Origin of the sequence: Bacillus massiliigorillae (assembly GCF_000380245.2) — a bacterium.
Classification (GTDB): domain Bacteria; phylum Bacillota; class Bacilli; order Bacillales; family DSM-1321; genus Bacillus_AD; species Bacillus_AD massiliigorillae.
This window is the reverse complement of record NZ_HG428741.1, coordinates 3,071,995-3,088,434: the sequence shown is the minus strand read 5'-3', so window position 1 is coordinate 3,088,434 and position 16,440 is coordinate 3,071,995. Positions and strand designations below refer to the sequence as shown.

General features: G+C 34.5%; 15 protein-coding genes. 13 read left to right on the top strand and 2 right to left on the bottom strand.

What is annotated here, in order from left to right; genetic code table 11:
* Window positions 1-122 precede the first annotated feature (122 nt).
* From TX86_RS14275 to TX86_RS14220, 13 genes are all read left to right on the top strand, one after another.
* Window positions 123-2,771 (top strand): molybdopterin-dependent oxidoreductase, encoded by a 2,649-nt coding sequence (locus TX86_RS14275; RefSeq protein ID WP_042349442.1) that lies wholly within the window; start codon window positions 123-125, stop codon window positions 2,769-2,771.
* Window positions 2,772-2,796: 25 nt separating this feature from the next.
* On the top strand, window positions 2,797-3,372 hold the full coding sequence (locus TX86_RS14270) for a 4Fe-4S dicluster domain-containing protein (protein WP_042349441.1): 576 nt from the start codon (window positions 2,797-2,799) through the stop codon (window positions 3,370-3,372).
* 4 nt (window positions 3,373-3,376) lie between these two features.
* The gene (locus TX86_RS14265) at window positions 3,377-4,204 is read left to right on the top strand and encodes a dimethyl sulfoxide reductase anchor subunit family protein (protein ID WP_042349440.1); all 828 of its coding nucleotides are present in this window, start codon (window positions 3,377-3,379) and stop codon (window positions 4,202-4,204) included.
* On the top strand, window positions 4,204-4,902 hold the full coding sequence (locus tag TX86_RS14260; RefSeq protein ID WP_042349439.1) for a TorD/DmsD family molecular chaperone: 699 nt from the start codon (window positions 4,204-4,206) through the stop codon (window positions 4,900-4,902). The genes TX86_RS14265 and TX86_RS14260 overlap by 1 nt, the downstream gene beginning before the upstream one ends.
* Before the next feature lie 430 nt (window positions 4,903-5,332).
* On the top strand, window positions 5,333-5,590 hold the full coding sequence (locus TX86_RS14255; RefSeq protein ID WP_042349438.1) for a twin-arginine translocase TatA/TatE family subunit: 258 nt from the start codon (window positions 5,333-5,335) through the stop codon (window positions 5,588-5,590).
* Window positions 5,591-5,809: 219 nt separating this feature from the next.
* Complete coding sequence (locus tag TX86_RS14250; protein ID WP_230203621.1) at window positions 5,810-6,715, top strand: 4Fe-4S dicluster domain-containing protein; 906 nt, start codon at window positions 5,810-5,812, stop codon at window positions 6,713-6,715.
* 9 nt (window positions 6,716-6,724) lie between these two features.
* Window positions 6,725-6,886 (top strand): 4Fe-4S binding protein, encoded by a 162-nt coding sequence (locus TX86_RS27620; RefSeq protein WP_081707664.1) that lies wholly within the window; start codon window positions 6,725-6,727, stop codon window positions 6,884-6,886.
* A gap of 210 nt (window positions 6,887-7,096) precedes the next feature.
* Entirely contained in the window at window positions 7,097-7,297 is a 201-nt protein-coding gene (locus tag TX86_RS14245; RefSeq protein ID WP_042349437.1) for a twin-arginine translocase TatA/TatE family subunit, read from the top strand.
* 333 nt (window positions 7,298-7,630) lie between these two features.
* The gene (locus TX86_RS14240; protein WP_042349436.1) at window positions 7,631-8,890 is read left to right on the top strand and encodes a molybdopterin molybdotransferase MoeA; all 1,260 of its coding nucleotides are present in this window, start codon (window positions 7,631-7,633) and stop codon (window positions 8,888-8,890) included.
* A gap of 125 nt (window positions 8,891-9,015) precedes the next feature.
* On the top strand, window positions 9,016-10,032 hold the full coding sequence (gene moaA / locus TX86_RS14235; RefSeq protein WP_042349435.1) for a GTP 3',8-cyclase MoaA: 1,017 nt from the start codon (window positions 9,016-9,018) through the stop codon (window positions 10,030-10,032).
* 60 nt (window positions 10,033-10,092) lie between these two features.
* Entirely contained in the window at window positions 10,093-10,830 is a 738-nt protein-coding gene (gene tatC, locus TX86_RS14230) for a twin-arginine translocase subunit TatC (RefSeq protein ID WP_042349434.1), read from the top strand.
* A gap of 831 nt (window positions 10,831-11,661) precedes the next feature.
* Complete coding sequence (locus TX86_RS25815; RefSeq protein ID WP_052343680.1) at window positions 11,662-14,217, top strand: S-layer homology domain-containing protein; 2,556 nt, start codon at window positions 11,662-11,664, stop codon at window positions 14,215-14,217.
* Window positions 14,218-14,540: 323 nt separating this feature from the next.
* Window positions 14,541-14,855, top strand: coding sequence for a hypothetical protein (locus TX86_RS14220; protein ID WP_042349433.1), 315 nt, complete (start codon window positions 14,541-14,543; stop codon window positions 14,853-14,855).
* Window positions 14,856-14,920: 65 nt separating this feature from the next.
* Here the strand turns inward: TX86_RS14220 and dltD are convergent, their stop codons facing one another.
* Together dltD and dltC are read right to left on the bottom strand one after the other, a co-directional pair.
* Window positions 14,921-16,174 carry a D-alanyl-lipoteichoic acid biosynthesis protein DltD gene (gene dltD, locus TX86_RS14215; protein WP_042349432.1) on the bottom strand — a complete coding sequence of 418 codons (1,254 nt, stop codon included), beginning with the start codon at window positions 16,172-16,174 and terminating at the stop codon, window positions 14,921-14,923.
* Window positions 16,171-16,407: a D-alanine--poly(phosphoribitol) ligase subunit DltC gene (dltC, locus tag TX86_RS14210; RefSeq protein ID WP_042349431.1), complete on the bottom strand. Its 237-nt coding sequence runs from the start codon at window positions 16,405-16,407 to the stop codon at window positions 16,171-16,173. Before dltC ends, dltD begins: the two co-directional genes overlap by 4 nt.
* Window positions 16,408-16,440: the final 33 nt, after the last annotated feature.

The following is a 16,440-nucleotide window of genomic DNA, read 5'->3' as shown; positions in this document are numbered from 1 at the left end:
TCATTTAAAATAGATATCGAAGAACCTATCAAAAAAGAAATCAACTAATTTTCTTTTGTTAGTTTAAATGACACTGATTAAGTGGTAGGAAACTTTAATTTTTTACAAGGAGGTAACATTGAATGACTGGTATTTTTAGTAAAATTGAGAATTCACAATTTAACCGTAGAAGTTTTCTAAAAGGAAGTGCAGCAACTGTATCAGCTCTAGGATTAACAGCCTATGGATCATCTGAAAATAAGCTTGCAACTGTTGCAGAAGCTGCAAAAAAGGGGAGTAAAGAGGGAAAATGGGTTCCTGCAGCTTGTTGGTTCAACTGTGGTGGTAAATGTTACAACGCAGCATACGTAGTAGATAATGTTGTCGTTCGCCAAAAAACGGATGATACGCATCCTGACAGTCCGGATTTTCCACAACAGAGAGGCTGTCTACGTGGTCGTTCACAGCAACAGCAGATATTCGGTGCAGACCGACTAAAATATCCAATGAAACGAAAACATTGGAAACCACTTACAGGAGGAGATAAATCTCTTCGAGGTAAAGATGAGTGGGAACGCATTTCGTGGGATGAAGCTTTTGATTATATTGCCGCTGAATTGAAACAGGCGAAAGAAAAATATGGGAACAAATCAATTTTATTCCCCAATTGGCACCAGGAACGTTTTGGCGACGTAATTAATGCCTATGGGGGGCATACCAATATGGAGGACTCAGCATCTCTTGGTACTTATCATTACATTCATGATATTCTAGGAAATCCGCCATTTGGTGGTATAGATCATCCGGGATATATCAACGATCGTTTTGACTTATGTAAGAGTGAAACCATTGTGCTATATGGCTGCAATCCAGCCTGGGCTTCCCTTGGTTCTCCTAGTTACTATTATTTGAGAGCGAAGAAAGCTGGGGCAAAGTTTGTATTTGTTGGTCCAGACTATAATGAATCGGCTAATTTATTGGACGCAAAATGGATACGTGTCCGACCTGGTACGGATACCGTCTTCTTACTTGCGGTAGCTTATACCATGATTAAAGAAGATGATCCGGTTACTAATCCTATTATTGATTGGGATTTCTTAAACCGTTGTACAGTGGGATTTGACTCTGAACATATGCCTGCTGATGCTAAGCTTAATGAAAACTTTAAAGATTATGTGCTCGGAAAATATGATGGGCAACCGAAAACACCTGAATGGGCGACGGAAATATGCGGTACGCCTGTTGAAGATATTATTTGGTATGCCAGAGAGATGCGCAAAGACAAAAAAGTAGCTCTTTTGCATAGCTTTGCCCCAGCTCGTGGTAATAATGCCGAAGATTTCCCACAAATTTTTATGACCATAGGAGTAATGGGCGGTCATATGGGTAAATCAGGACATGCCTGTGGAGCTTCTTACGGTGTAGGCACAGCTAATTGTGGTCATCAATTAGTTAAACATGGTCCTCATGGTGCATTGACTATTCCAAACCCTCTTCAAGAAGAGTCAATTAGTGCTCCAGAGATGTGGGACGCCATTCTTACAGGGAAATATACTCGTACAGCTCTTGTGAATCAGGGAGACATGACTTCTGTTGAGGAAAGAGATATTGATATTCGTGTAATTATTCATACTGATAGAAATACTCTGCAAACGGTAGTAGGGGTTAAAAAAGGAATAGAAGCTCATCGAAAAGTAGACTTTGTATTATCTCTTGCTTATTCTCCAAATTTAAGTGCACAACATGCAGATATTGTATTGCCAGTTACCACTGAGTGGGAGCAGCTTTCAGCTCATATGTTTATGACACACACTAACAGAGAAATGGCACTATTCTACTCAAAAGTGGTAGATCCCCTTTATGATACAAAGAGTGGTCAAGAGATAGGAGAAGAGCTTGCTAAGCGCTTAGGATTAGATGTGAAAAAGATTTATCCAAAAACTACAGAACAATATTATTTCGATTGTGTTGTTGGCTCTGAGGTCATTAATAAGGAAGGAACCGGTTATGAACCGCTAGTAACTGTCACGGAAGCCGATCTCGCTGAATGGGGAGCTAAATATGGCGTTAAAGGGAAAACCCAACAAGGTAGAATTGGGATTAAAGAACTGTTAGAAAAAGGCGTTTACCAGGTGGAACGCTTTGAAGGGGATAATTACGGCTATATAGCTTATGAGGATTTTGTCAAGGATCCTGAAAAATTTCCGCGCCCTTCCAAAAGCGGTAAATTCGAGATTTACTGTCAAACCAAAGCAGATCGAGTCAATGCTATGGGACGTAGTACACTAAAGCCATATCCTTCTTATATAAAAGTATTAAATGGTTATGAAGATAGCTTTAAGGACTGGGATAAGAAAGAAAAAGGAAAATATCCTTACCAAATGTATACTCCTCACTATGCAAGAAGATCTCATACTGTTAATGATAACTTACCTTGGTTGAGAGAAGCATTTACTAATCCAGTCTTTATTAGTGCTAAAGATGCAGAAGAAAAAGGTATTAAAGATGGAGATACTGTACTTATTACTAGTCCAAATGGAAAAGCTTTACGTCATGCAAGTGTGACTGAACGTATGATGCCAGGCTGTATCGCTTTACCACATGGAACATGGTTAGATCTTGATGAAGAAACTGGCATTGACAGATCTGGTTCAGATAATTATCTGAGTGCCCCTATTGCAACTGGAGCTGGTACATCTGGATACAATACCAATTTAGTAAACATTGAAAAATATAAGGGTAAACCACTTGAGGCAGACTATTTGAAACCACAGAAAGTGATCAAGTTTTAATTTTCTAGGATAGGAGTGAATTCATATGGGTAAAAAAGGTTTTTACTTTGATATGACGGCTTGTATTGGTTGCCGAACTTGTCAGGTAGCCTGTAAAGATAAAAATGACTTAAAACCTGGTATTAATTTTCGTCAAGTGAGAACGTTTGAAACAGGCGTTTATCCTGATGCGAAAATTTTCCATTATTCAAGTACATGTAATCATTGCAAAGATCCAAAGTGTGTAAAAGGCTGTCCAACGGGAGCTATGCATATAGCTGCAGATGGTACAGTTCAGCATGATGCTGATAAGTGTATCGGTTGTCAATACTGTGTTTGGAACTGTCCTTATGGTGTCCCTCAGTATATGGAAGAAGAGGGTAAGGTTTCTAAATGTAATATGTGTAAAGATTTAACGGATAAAGGACAAAATCCTGCTTGTGTGGATGCATGTATCATGCGGGCACTTGAATGGGGAGATTTGGATGAGTTGAAGAAAAAACATCCAGATGCTGTTAGTGATCTACCAATTCTTGCATCATCAAAAATTACACATCCATCAGTATTGGTTGAGCCAAAGGCTTGTGCCTTAAACAAAGGCGCTGTACAGAAGGAGGTTTAAACAAATGGCAGAACTACCTTTATTTATATTCACGCTTTGTCTACAAACTGCCATTGGGATCATCATTTTTAGTATGATAGCAAAGCAGTTTCAAAAAGAACTAGAGTTCAAATTAGGAGCCATAATAGCAGCTTGTTTAAGTATAGTGGGGCTTCTGGCATCATTAATCCACTTAGGAACGCCTCTTCGTGCTTTAAATTCTTTGTTAAATCTAGGAAGCTCCTGGCTATCACGTGAAATCTTGTTTTCTGGTGGATTTGCTGGACTTGCAATCGTCTATGCATTCTTAGTGTATAAAATGCCAGAACAAAAGAAATTAGTTAATGCGGTCGGTTGGATTGCGAGTGTAGTAGGTTTAGTCGATGTTTTCATGATGGCAAAAATATACATGGCATCCAGTGTACACGTTTGGCAAAGTGGAAATACTATGTTTGAATTCTATGGAACGATGATTATTTTAGGGATTTCCGTTTTGTTTTTAACGAATTTCAAAAACATCGATGAAAAGTTAGTAAGATATTTCTCATTATGTGTATTTATCGTTGTAGCTGTTCTAGTGGCTTCCGTGATCCCTCATTATTTACATTTAGGTTTAATGGAAGGTGCTGGTGCTGCGAGCGCAGAAATTCTTAATGGAAAAATTGTTTTAATCATAGCACAATGGCTTTTATTAATTCTTGGTTCTACATTTCTTCTATTTTTTGGAAAAACAGAAGGGGGAAGTAAATTTTCTATAATGTATGTACCTATTGCAGCGATTATTATCGCGCTGATTATCGGTAGATATCTATTCTATGCGGCATTTGTAGCATCGAGAGTAGGTTTAACGTAATGAAAGCATATGAGACTATTCAAATCATACTTGCTGGAAATACTTATGCCTATAATCTATTTCAAAATATTTTTGGTAACGATCCTAGTATGGAACAATTTGAAATATTGACAAATGAAATGACAAAAGAAGCTTTGGACATTTTTAACATGCAGGACAAACAAGAATATAGTATTCGTATTAATGAACTTGAAGAGTTTGCAAGACGTTTTCATAAAGATAAACATGCCGTATTAGAACAGGTGAGAACTGAGTATACTAGATTGTTCATTGGTCCTGGAAAATTACCAGCACCTCCTTGGGAATCTGTATACAGAACTGATGCTAGGCTTTTATTTCAAGAAAGTACATTAGAAATACGCAGACGCTATTTGAAGTATCAGTTTTTACCGGCTGAATATCCACGTGTGGCTGATGATCATCTTGCTTTAGAATTAGATTTTATGGCTAACCTTAGTAGCATGGCAGAAAAAGCATGTGAAGATAACGATTTCAAAAAATTAAACCGATTACTCGAAGAGCAAAAAGATTTCATAACAAATCATTTGTTTAAGTGGATCCCGGAATTTTCAAAGAAAATGCAGGAATCAAGCACAAGTTATTTGTATCCGAGTATGGCTAATCTATTAAATGAATTTTTAGTAATACAAATGGAAGTATTAGATGAAATAAATGATAAAGTGTTAATAGCTATATAATTGTTCAATTCTTCACATATATATTGACAAAGTACTAATAAATGGTTATGTAAGTATCCTGTTACAAAGAGAAAGTATTCCCATTATGGGATTAATACTTTCTCTTTGTAAACATAGAAACGTTATTGATGAGCCAGAGTGAATATGATGGGGGTAATTAGCGAATGAACGGAAAGCTTGGGTTATGAGTATGTGATATTGTCTTCTTGTACTCGTAATATATGATAAAAAAGTGATTTTGTTCTTGGGTGGAAAGACAATTTTCGTTGAAGAATAGATTTTCAAAAAGATGGTACCATGCTTCTTATTTAAAGAAGGAATTGTAGTGTCTGTCATAAGTCTTTTAGCATGTTGAGAGCTCAAAATGAAAAATTTGTCCCGGGTAAAATGTGTGAATTTTTCGACTACAAACAGAAGAGGAGAATGAATAATGCTGTCAAATATTGGTGTGCCAGGATTAATACTTATTTTAGTTCTTGCACTAATCATTTTTGGACCTAAGAAACTACCTGAAATGGGACGTGCTTTAGGCCAAACATTAAAGGAATTTAAGAAATCCACTAGAGGCATAATTGATGAAGAGAAAGATAATGCTGGAGAATTGTCTAACTATAAAGATAATACATCTTTAGATGGACTGGAAATAACTCAAACTAAGGAAGAAAAAAATAAAATGCATGATATGTGAAAAGTGATTTTATAATATGGTGTGTTACCAATAAATCAGCAGCTTTTGTTTATGCAAATGGTTCTGTCCTTCTTGAAGTAGATAGTAGATTATAAAATGAAATATTTAAAAAATATATTTTTGATAACGCTTTGGCCATCGAAGGATATTAGTATCTAAGAAATCTCCATAAATATTATCAGATTTTTTATTTCTAATTAATATTAAAGAGGGGTGGTTATGATGGGTTTATTGAGCGGGTGGATAGAGAGTTTAGATTATGAATATGAAGTGTTATCCTTTTGCACCAGGCAAGTAAGTCCTCATTCAAAGTGTTTAAAGTGTGTTGAATCCTGTGATAAGAAAGCGATTTCCATTATTAATGATAGGCCTGTTATTAATCACGAAAAATGTATTGAATGCGCAAGATGTATTTCAGCTTGTCCTGTACAAGCCATTGCAGGAATATATCCAAAGAGAATGATTTTTCAAGATCAATTAGTAATCACAGATAAGAGTGTGCCTACAGCGAAGGAGCTTTTAATTTTTCATAATAAAGGTATCAGGAAAATTGTTGGTGAAACACAAGCATCCATTGAATTGTGGAAAGAAGTGATTGAAGAAGCTAATGTAATTCTTGAACAGTTGAATGAGCTTCCTTTTTTAATTGAAATAAAGTTAATCGAGAAGAATGAGACTCTTACAAGAAGAGAGTTATTTTCTTTCTGGAAAAATGAAGGGAAGAATTTTGTAAAGCAAGCAGTACCAGCAAAGTGGCGCTTCAACCAAGCTGATTTGGATATGCAAAAATATTATAAAGACTATCAGTTCTCTAGCATAACAATCGATATTGAAAAGTGTACATTATGTAGTGCCTGTCAACAACTATGTAAGAAAAGATGTTTTGAAATTTTGGATAGATCCTTTTCTATATCCGCTCAAGGTTGCTCGGATTGCCAACTGTGTGTAGATGCTTGTCCTGAAAATGCTATTAAAATTGAGAGCCAAATCTCTCAAAAACAAAATATCATTTTTCCTATCCACACCAAAATATGTAATAAGTGTTGCAAAGAATTCAATACTTTACGTGAGTACGATGATTTATGTATATCTTGTTTGATGCAGAATAGGTTTGGATCTATCTAATTTAAATTTATGTCTATTGTCATGTATCGACTTTGGTGCCGCGTGTTCTGTCCAGTATGTACAGTATTAGATCTAGTTGCACAAGGAAAACGAAAAACAAAGAAGCCTTTGAAAAATAAGCAAAAGGAACAAGTAGCATTTGTACAGGGTGAAAATACTGGGTGTACCTAGTGCTCTAAATGTGAAGCAGCTTGTGGAGTGAAAAGAAAGAAAACAAGCCAGAATCATTAAGTACTTTTAATAAAGTACTAGTTTTTATCATTTTACTAATAGATATATTAATCGCTGGTGTTCTTTTACAGAATATCGGATTGATTTAATAAGTGTTTAGTAAACGGCTTCGAATAAATGACTTCATTATATAAAAGAGGAGAGAGGACAATGTTATCAAATATAGGAATACCTGGGCTACTGTTGATTTTATTTTTAGCTTTATTAGTTTTCGGACCGAAGAAATTACCAGAAATAGGTAAGTCCTTTGGCAATACTCTTCGTGAATTTAAAAAATCTACAAAGGAATTGACGGATGATGTAGTAGAAGAAATGAAAGAAGTTACTGGGGTAGTAAACGATAATAATTGATTTTCTTTCAAGTAGTACTGATATGGGTACTTTTTAATTTATCATATTACGCTTAGCACAATGGAAGCTTATTAGACTAAATATCTAAGTTTAGTTTTACATAATTTCCGCTTTTTTCACCTGATTTGCTCATTAGTAATGTTTGACTATTTGATTATAAATATATTCATTTAAGATTAATGATGACGCGAAAGGCAATTCTTTCAGTAGTGTTTTTTCAGAAGTATCAACAATTTTAGTCGATCTTGTTTAACGAATAATAAACATTTTGGGATATTTTGTTAATTTTATATATACTAAGATAATTAGGAAGATATGGGGAGAATCTAAGAAATGATAGAAAGAAGAAAACCAATTCCTGTAACTAAAGCTATTGAGAAATTAATGAATCATCTGCCTGCTGTAAAGGTAGAAAGTGTACGATTACAACAGGCATACGGGCGTATTTTAGGAGAGAATATTGTTGCAAATTATGATATTCCACATTTTAATCGTTCAGCATATGACGGTTTTGCTATCTGCTCTAATGATACCAAAGGTGCTTCTGGTGAAAGCCGAATCCAATTCAAAGTGGTGGATCATATCGGAGCCGGTGACGTATCTAAAGTTATTGTAGGAAAGCGTGAAGCTGTTCGAATTATGACTGGTGCCGCAATGCCAGCAGGAACAGATACAGTAGTCATGTTTGAACAAGCAAGAGCAGAAGGAGAGGATACTTTTTCGATTAGGAAGCCTTTCATTTTAGGTGAAAATATTTCTTTCCAAGGTGAAGATGCTCGCAAAGGTGAATTGTTATTGGAGTCTGGTGCTGTTATTCATCCAGGTATCATTGCATTGCTTGCTACATTGGGCTATGGAGAGGTAAAAGTTGCAAAGAAACCCATTGTAGGTATCATTGCTACTGGAACGGAATTATTAGATGTAGATGAAGCATTACAGCCTGGGAAGATTCGCAACAGTAATGGCTATATGATTGAAGCACAATTACAGAGAATGGGAATTGAATACCGTTCGTATGGTATGCAATCGGATGATTTAGATCAATGCTATGACACCGTAGTTAAAGCATTAAGTGAAACGGATTGTTTAATTACAACTGGTGGTGTATCCGTGGGTGATTTTGATTTTGCTCCAGGTGTATACAAACGTTTAGGTGCAGAAGTGTTATTCAATAAAGTTTTGATGAGACCAGGAAGTGTAACTACAGCAGCGGTTTTTAACGACCAATATCTATTTGGTTTATCTGGAAATCCATCTGCTTGTTTTTCTGGTTTTGAATTGTTCGTTCGGCCTGTTTTGTTAAAAATGATGGGATGTAACAAGCCATATTTACAGCAAGTAAAAGCTATATTAATGGAGGACTTCCTAAAGCCAAATCCATTTACTCGTTTTATCAGAGCTACATATGAGTTTACTGCTGGTATCCCTATGGTGAAGCCAGCAGGTTTTAATAAGTCAAATGCAGTCACTAGTATAGCTAGAGGTAATGCGATTATTGTGCTACCTAATGGAACGAGAGGATATCGTGCAGGTACAGAGGTGGACGTCTTGCTATTAGGCACTGAAGAAGGTGTAGCAGAGTGGAATCTGTGAGAACCTTAGATATTGTCGATTTTAAAATAGTAATAAATCGTCATAATCCACAACAGTTAGATGAATGGATTCGTTCCTACTTTTCTAAAGTTTTGATGAAATAAGTTATTGGGGGAGAAGAATTCATGACCATACAAACAAGTGTAGATCAATGGCAACGACCTTTACATGATTTACGAATATCAGTAACAGATCGATGTAATTTTCGCTGCTCGTATTGTATGCCGAAAGAAATATACGGTAGTTCCTTTAGGTTTATGACGAGAGAAGAATTGTTATCTTTTGAAGAAATATATCGCTTGTCGTGTCTTTTCGTCTCTTTAGGTGTTAAGAAAGTAAGGATAACGGGTGGTGAACCATTATTAAGACCGAATGTCGAAGAACTAATTATGCGACTAAAGGCAATCGATGGTATTAAGGATATGGGATTAACGACAAATGGTGTTCTTCTAAAGAACAAAGCAAAAGAACTCTATGATGCAGGACTGAGACGATTAAATATTAGCTTAGACGCATTGGACTCAGAACTATTTGGTAGGTTGAATGGGCGAGGCTTTGATTCAAAAATCATTGTTGAAAATATTAATTATGCTCAGGATATGGGCTTTAAGATTAAAGTTAACATGGTTGTGCAAAAAGGCCAGAATGATGAAGAAGTAGGGCCTATGGCTGACTATTTCAAGCGTCAGGGGATAGAACTGCGTTATATTGAGTTTATGGATGTCGGGAATGATAATGAATGGAGCTATGATAAAGTTATATCTCAGGAAGAAATTTTGAAGCAACTTCAAATGAAGAATGAGCTTATTCCTTCTACTCAAGAATATTATGGTGAAGTAGCAAAAAGATACAAGTACAAAGATAGTGAAGCTGAGGTGGGATTTATTTCATCTGTTTCAAAGCCGTTTTGCTCATCGTGTACAAGAGGTAGATTATCATCTAATGGTAAATTTTATAACTGTTTATTTGCTTCTGAAGGAGTGGACTTACAAAGATTATTACGAAATGGTTCAACTGATGAAGAAATAATTCATGTAATTCGCTCAGCGTGGGAACAACGAAATGATCGATATTCTGCTGAACGCACAGAACAATCAGTTAATAAGCGTAAGAAAATTAGTATGTGCTATATCGGTGGATAAAACACATGTATGTTTTAGTTAATCTATTAATTTCAACAAGTAGATAGGATTGAGTGATGTATGGCAAATAAACAAGAAGACATAATTAGTCACCTTAATGAACTACGAAATAGATTGATTGTTACAGCTATTGTGTTTGTTGCTTTTTTTATAGTTGGTTTTATTGATGTAGATAAAATTTATAAATGGATTGCTCATGATTTAGATTATAGGCTGATAGTTCTTGGACCAAGTGATATCATCTGGGTATACTTTATGATTGCAGGTGTTATTGCAATAGCTGCGACTATTCCAATATTAGCTCTTCAAATTTGGCTATATGTAAAACCTGCATTAAAACCCTTTGAAATTAAGAAATCTCTAACCTATATTCCATGGTTATTTATTCTATTTATAGTTGGTTTATGTTTTGGGTATTTTATTGTATTCCCAGCTATTTTGAATTTTATTTCAACATTAGGTGGAGATTTATTTGAAACGAGTTTTACAGTAGAGAAATATTTCAAATTTCTTTTTAATATAATAATACCTTTAGGTATTGTATTTGAATTACCTGTAGTAGTGATGTTTTTAACTACAATTGGAATTGTAAGCCCTAATGTATTAATAAAAATTAGAAAATATGCGTACTTCGTCTTAGTTATCTTGGTTATTATTGGAATTTTGATTACTCCACCAGATTTTTTATCTGAAATCTTAGTTTCAATTCCTTTCCTTCTTTTATATGAAATTAGTTTAATTCTATCAAAATCTGTATACAAGAGACGCTTAAAGAGCTTAGAATTTGATTATGATTGAAGCTTTTATTCGATAAATGGTAGTTCTGTGTGAAATTTTACATAGTATTATTTTTGTGTTTTCTATAGTCTTCATTTTCAATTTGTATGAATAACTTACACTTGTTCCCACAGTAAAAACACCTGCACAATGATTACTAGATATTCAATATGCAGGTGTCTTTATTTAGATTTAATCTATCGGTAGCCAATCATTTTTTTATATGAGTCTGCGATTTCTAGATGATACCCTACCTTCACCTCTATTAGTCTTCACATTTAATACTGCACAAAAATTGCACAGAATTTCTAGAAATAATGGAATTAAGAGAATCTATTTGCATAAATACTCATAATAACCCTGAATTATCAGACATAATGGAATCGATTTATGCAAAAGTACTGAATAAAAGACAATTTATAAAATTGACAGGGATGGGGGCGGGGGTTCGAATCCCTCTCGGGTCATTAAAATAAACATAGCTCAAACCCAGTAAATATCAAGGGTTTGGGCCTTTTTGTGTTCTATTACGTAAAGGAAAGGCTATGGAGGGGTTCAAACATAATGAGTAGTGGGGACTTTGAAGAATAATTAGAATTTTTATTTGTTTTAATACATATATAAACTTTAAAATTATATTGATATAATTTTAAGCGTTAGTATAGTGAGAAAGTGGATAAGTGTGAAATGAGGTGAGGAATAATGTATTTTAGTTGAAATATGAAGTGTATTTCATTTTGATGAAATCATTTAGTGAAGGAATAATAGTCCAATAGTTTTTAGTTAAACTATGGAATGAGAATCTTTAGCGCATATTTCAAGAAAACTACTTAATAGAGGAGTATATAACTAATGAGAAAATACTTTATTGTACTTTTAATTATTGCTTTATTATTACCGAATACTAGCGGGATAATAGCATATGCAGTCGAAGACAAAGAATCGGTTGCTGAACAACAAAATGATCATAAAAAGAATGTAGATGTAACACCCCCAGAACTCAAACTAGATACGTTGAAAGTGAGTAAGAACGAAGCAAAGGTAGGAGACTTAATAGAAATCAGTCTAGAGGCGACAGATGATATTTCAGGTATAAAAGAGATTTCGGTTGCGTATGAAATGCCTTTATCAGGAAAATATCACTTAGTTTATTTGGCATATAACGAAAAAACGAATCGATACGTAGGTACTATACAGATTGATTCGAATACAGAGCCTGGAAAGTGGGAAGTTCTTCGAATTGCATTAACAGATAACGATAATAATAGAAAAGAAATGTGGTATACGGATTATGAATTCAAATCTTTATCCTTCAATGTACAAAATAGTAACACAGTAGATATAACACCCCCAGAACTCAAACTAGATTCAATGAAAGTGAGCAAGAATGAAGCAGCCGTAGGAGACTTAATAGAAATCAGCCTAGAGGCAACAGATGATATTTCGGGTATAAAAGAGATTTCAGTTGCGTACGAAACGCCTTTATCGGGAAAATATCATTTTGTTTTCTTGACATATAACGAAAAAATGAACCGATATGTAGGTACTATACAAACGGATTTAAATACAGAATTAGGAAAGTGGGAAGTTCTTCGAGTTGCATTAACAGATAACAAGAATAATAGAAAAGAAATGTGGAATAGAGATTACGACTTTAGTCCATTATCTTTTACAGTTCTTAAAGGAGAAGATTTTGTTCCACTTGAAGATGTAACCGCTATCACAAGCAATACATCTTGGTCTAATAAAACAATAAATGGCGATGTATATATTGGACCTAATGCTGTACTTACAATAAACGGGAATGTTCAAGTCAATGGGAACATTTATGTTCTTGGTGCATTAAAATCATATGGAGGATTAAAGGTAAATGAATCATTATACGGAAAAAGCATGAGCTTTGGAGGAAATCTAACTTTATATAATGGTACCGTGGTATTAAGTGGTTCTAATTCAATTTCTTCTACGAATATGAGCAATCATCCTGTCCAAGATATACCCGTACGGATTGACAATAAGTTAGAGGCTATTAATGGGAAGTTAGATATTAAAGGTACAACTATTGATGTAGCGGATATGTATATTGAAAATCAAAAGGTTGAATTAGATTATCTCGGCAGATTCAAAGTATTGAATTTAAATATCGGTAGCAAAAAAAGTATTGAAATCCAATTCAAAACAGTATTTGGAAATACAATTACTAAAAGCTTTCAGGTGAAGAATAGCTTGAATTCCGAACCAGTAATTAGTGCAAGTGACTTAGTAATTAATATGGGTACATCATTTAACCCACTTGTTGGTGTAAGTGCAATAGATGAAGAGGATGGCGAGATTACTTCAAAGATCGAAGTTGTAGAAAATACAGTAGATACAAAAAACGCAGGGCAATATAAAGTAACTTATCAAGTAACAGACAGTCAAAAAGCGACTGTTACAAAAACTATTAAAGTGGTCGTAAAAGATGTAACTGCTCCAGTAGTAACAGGAGTAACAAATAAAGGAATATACAAATCGTCAGTAACGATTCGTTTCAATGAAGGTAAAGCAACATTGAATGGTAAAGCTTTCACAAGTGGAACAGAAGTGAAGGCAGAAGGAACGTATGAATTAGTTGTAACAGATGAAGCAGGAAATGTCACAAAGTTAAGCTTTACAATTGATATGACTACTCCGGTTGTAACAGGAGTAACGAATGAAGGAAAATACAATGCGTCAGTAACGATTCGCTTCAATGAAGGTAAAGCAACATTGAATGGTAAATCCTTTACAAGTGGAACAGAAGTAAAAGATGAAGGAACGTATAAGTTAATTGTTACGGATTTAGCAGGCAATCAAACGATAGTGAATTTTGTAATTGAGAAGAAGGAAACACCTTCTATTGTATTTAAAGATGTATCAACGCAATATACTTTCTATGAAGAAATTAACTACTTAGTTAATAGATCTATTATATCAGGATATCCTGATGGAACATTTAAACCAGGAAAAAGTGTAACCCGCGCTGAAGCGGCTATTATGATTGGGAGAGCGTTAGGGTTTGATGGGAAGCAGACCGTAACAAGTTTTCCAGATGTAAGTTCGTCAAGTGTAGCTTCTGGTTATATCCAGGCGGCTGTAAATGCAGGGATCATACAAGGGTTTCCAGATGGGACTTATCGACCGAGTGAGCCTGTTACAAGAGGTCAATTGGCAATCTTTTTATCAAGAGGTTTTGAGTTGACTGAGACAACAACAGTAACATTTAAAGATGTTTCTAAAACTTCAGCAGCGTATGAATATATTGGGCGACTTGTAGCAGCTAATATTACGTTAGGATATGAAGACAACACATTTAGACCGAATGAAGCTGTAACAAGGGGACAATTTTCAGCATTTTTAACTCGTACGTTGAAGTATGTTGATCGTTAAGTGCAATCTCTAAAAATTAATCTAAGTAGCTTGAACTTTTAAACGTCAATCATTTAAGATGGTTGAGTTGGATAAGTGGGAGTGTTTAAGAAAGTTAGTTTAAAAGACTTTCTGAACACTCCCTTTTTATATTGGAATGACAACACTTAGGGAGATTATGATTTTACAGAGCTAGTAGATTGAGAATGAACGAAAATAGTAAGAGAGTTATTTGGTATTATTGCTTCATAAGGACGATGGCTATGTATTGAAAAAGCTAATTATTTTGAAATATTATATAATTACTGGGTCTTTTTACATATTTATAGAAGGGAGGATAAATGATGAAAATAACTTTAAAAAACAATGCAGGAGTAACGAAAGAGGTTAAGTTAGGCTTTAGTTGGACAACTTTCTTTTTTGGATTTTTTCCTGCTCTTTTTAGAGGCGATTTGAAGTGGGCGGCGATTATGTTTATTATTGCAGCATGTGTATCTTTTTTCACTTTTGGTATTGGTGCATGGATTCCAGGAATTATTTTTTCTTTTGTGTATAATAAAATCTATATTAAAGACCTATTAGAAAAAGGATATAGCCCAATAAACGATGAGGCAAGTAAGCATCTTCAAGCTAAAGGAATTATATCTTCTGTTGCGTAAATGTGATTATGAGAATCATAAAAAAACAAACGTTTGAAATGTGATGGCATTTCAAACGTTTGTCTTTATTTTGCGTGTTTTATTTTTTGATAGAAATCTTGAGGAGTAGGCTTATGGTTTGTAGTTGTAGGTTGATTCATAAAATCAAAAACAACTTCATTAATAGCAACCCATCCTCTCCAACCCAGATGAATACTATCTTTTAAATAATAAGGTGTTTGATTATATTGTGACATATCGTAGTAAGCAAAACCTTGACTTTGAATCATTTCACTACTTTTCTTGTAATAATCATCAAGCCCTTTTTGAGGGAAATTGATGTATTTATACCAACTTCCGTTAATAGGAGGGTTAATAAATAATACGTCGGCATTCACTCTTTTAAAGGCATCCATAACAAGTTGTAAATCTGCGAATTCAGGAGAATCTCCATAGCTCATATTAGGACGACTATTACGTAGTGCTTCTTCTTTAGGCTTGATTTTCTTATTAAAATACTTATTATTTATAAAATATGGATTATTGTTCGTTTTCTTTATAGCTTCTTGTTCTGCTAATTGATCCATTTCATTAAAATCTAGTTTGTCCGGTAATTTTTTTAGACTTTTATCTATTCTTTCTTGTTTGGAAGTTAAAATAACCTTCGAATCTACTTCATCTTTTCTTTCTAAAATATGTAGATTGACACTGCCAGCAATTCGTGCGGCGACATTATTTACTGTTGATTTTGTCTTAGGGTGTGCAATTTCCTCTAATATATTTGTTAATATTGAATCATTCTGAACTACACGATAACTTAATAGTCGACGTGCAGCATAAATGCGTTCAGGTGTAATTTGTTGGTTATCAAGTGCAAATTTATATGCTTGCAGTGGAGAAAAATTCCCACCAAAGTGTCCGTCATTTACACCGAATGGTTGGAACCATTGTGGTGAAAGAATAAATACAACCTTTTTATTTTTTAGATGGTCGCCAAGTGATACGATATCCAAATAATGAGATAGTGATTGTGTACCAGGTCTACCAATTAAAAAAGGTGTGTAGTCTAAATTATATTTTTTTGAAAATACACTTGGGTGGAAAGCATCTACGCGAGATAGCTCAGATGAACCAAAAAATGGTACATATTTTCCCGTTTTGAGGGCATTCTCCTGTATTACATTTCCTTGAATGACATTTTCACTCATAGAAGTAGCACCTTTAGTAATAATCTCGTCGGACACGTTGTCAAAAAGCTTAAATGGATCAACAAGAATGAAACCAAAAATAATGAATGCCACCAGCACAGGTCCAAATGTCATCCAAAGTTTCTTTTTCATTTTAATTCCTCAAGTTTTTGAATAATTTGATCGGGTGTTCCCCATTCTTCACGGTCAAATTCAGTTACAGGCACCATGATATTCAGACGTTCTTCAATTTCTACTAATAGTTGGACAGTTGCTAATGAATCTAATAATCCCTCTTCGAAAAGCTTAATCGATGTATTTTCAACTACTTCTTCAGTTTCTGTAATTTCCTCTAATATTGCTAAAACTTCTTCACGAAATGTCATGATAATTACCACCTTAGTAAATTTTTTAGTTTA